We start from the raw sequence: 220 nt of genomic DNA, 5'->3' as shown, positions 1-220 counted from the left end.
AGCCACATGCTGATGGAGCGGGTACTAGTATTTTGCCTTGGCGGTTTATATCACCACCACAGTAAAGGCTAGTGGCGTTTTCTTGTAAGGGTTTTATACGGTGTTTTTTGGCACTTGCAAAGCGAGTAAATTGTGCAGCGTAGAGGTTAAAACTAAGGCAAGCCAAAACTAGCGCAAGCAGAAAATGCGACATATCCAATCACTTTACTGAACTACAGGA

Annotated in this window: 1 pseudogene; it reads right to left on the bottom strand. The window is 43.6% G+C overall.

Features of this window, described 5'->3' with window-relative positions:
* Window positions 1-193: pseudogene (locus CWB85_RS22715) on the bottom strand (endonuclease); the annotation flags it as partial.
* Window positions 194-220 lie beyond the last annotated feature (27 nt).

It is taken from the genome of Pseudoalteromonas sp. S1727 (assembly GCF_005886375.1).
In the GTDB taxonomy this organism is placed as follows: Bacteria; Pseudomonadota; Gammaproteobacteria; order Enterobacterales; family Alteromonadaceae; genus Pseudoalteromonas; species Pseudoalteromonas haloplanktis.
The sequence above is the reverse complement of the archived record's forward strand: the minus strand, read 5'-3'. Positions and strand labels throughout refer to the sequence as shown.